This is a genomic window from Carboxylicivirga caseinilyticus, from assembly GCF_050589785.1.
GTDB lineage: Bacteria > Bacteroidota > Bacteroidia > Bacteroidales > Marinilabiliaceae > Carboxylicivirga > Carboxylicivirga caseinilyticus.
Genome location: NZ_JBNGOX010000103.1, coordinates 1 through 1,308, shown reverse-complemented (window position 1 = coordinate 1,308; position 1,308 = coordinate 1). Strand labels below are relative to the sequence as shown.

Sequence of the window (1,308 nt, the reverse complement as noted above, 5' to 3'; positions counted from 1 at the left end):
TGTCAAGTCCTAAAATATGGCTACAGGTAAAACATGATATTACGCTATATTTTTAAAGACCGTATTAGGAGTTTTATATCCTAAAGATAGATGTAATCTTTTATTGTTATAAATGTGTATTGCATTTTTAGTTGCTTTGCTGGCAGACTGGATATTAAGAAAGCATTGATCAAGATAGAATTCATCTTTCAGAATGCCATTAACTCTTTCTGCAATAGCATTTTCATAACAATGATTCTCTTCTGTCATGCTGATTTTTATATTCCGTTTTTTCAGTTCACTAACATACAGATTGCTACAATATTGGATGCCTCTATCAGAGTGGTGTACTAATCCGGCCTTAGGCCGGGCTTGCTTTATGGCCATTTTAAAGGCCCGCAAGCATCCATGCAGCTCCAAAGAGTTACTTATATCGTATCCTACTATTTTTCGCGAATACATATCGGTAATTAATGCCAGGTAACAAAAGCCTGTAATGGTTCTAATGTATGTTATATCAGCTACCCACACCTGATTAGGCTCCGTTACTGTCATATCCTTAACAAGATTCTTATACTTGTGAAAACGATGATAAGAATCTGTTGTTTTACAGGATGCTTTCTTGCGTTTTACAAGCATATTATGCTCTTTCAGAATCTCAAACAGTTTGTCTCTTCCAACCTTAAGGCCTGCTGACATAAAAGCAACTTTTAACTCTTTATGCAGCTTTCGAGTTCCAACGCGAGCTTGAGTAATGCGTTCTGTATTTACCAATTTAATGACTTGTATGGCTTCCTTATCCTGCTTGCATTTACGATGTTTAGCTTTATAGTATGCATCACGATGCAAGTGGTAACACTGGCAGGTTTGCTCTATGCTGGCCTGCCCAGTGTGCCTTGTTGTATCCACTGCTTTCACAAGACTTAGATGTTTAAGTTTTTTTTTAATTCTTCAACATTCTTGTAGCCCAACTGCTCGGCAGCTACTTCCAGATAAGAATCTAATACTAATTTATCTAAGTCCTTTTTAATCAATAACTCTTTGAGCTGTTTGATTTCGTTTTGCAAGGCTTTGATCCGGGTTGTTTCGTCTTTTGTTTCCACAAGAATACGTGTGTTCATAAGGTCTTTACGGTCATACTTTTTAATCCATTCATTGATAGTTGATCTATGGATTCCGTAAATGTCGCCTAGTTGTTTTTTGGAATAATTTCCAGTACTAAGTTCGGCTAAAATTTTGAGTTTAAAACCCTCGCTGTATCGCTTTACGATACCATTATTGTTATACATAATTGCTACGTGTTGTGTAGCCTTTTTTTAGGACGACTCA

General features: G+C 36.4%; 2 protein-coding genes. Both read right to left on the bottom strand.

The features are described from left to right. Positions 1-39: 39 nt before the first annotated feature. The gene (locus tag ACRD62_RS22395) at positions 40-897 is read right to left on the bottom strand and encodes an IS3 family transposase (RefSeq protein ID WP_430822311.1); all 858 of its coding nucleotides are present in this window, start codon (positions 895-897) and stop codon (positions 40-42) included. 5 nt (positions 898-902) lie between these two features. Then, the gene (locus tag ACRD62_RS22390) at positions 903-1,268 is read right to left on the bottom strand and encodes a transposase (RefSeq protein WP_321406452.1); all 366 of its coding nucleotides are present in this window, start codon (positions 1,266-1,268) and stop codon (positions 903-905) included. Positions 1,269-1,308 lie beyond the last annotated feature (40 nt).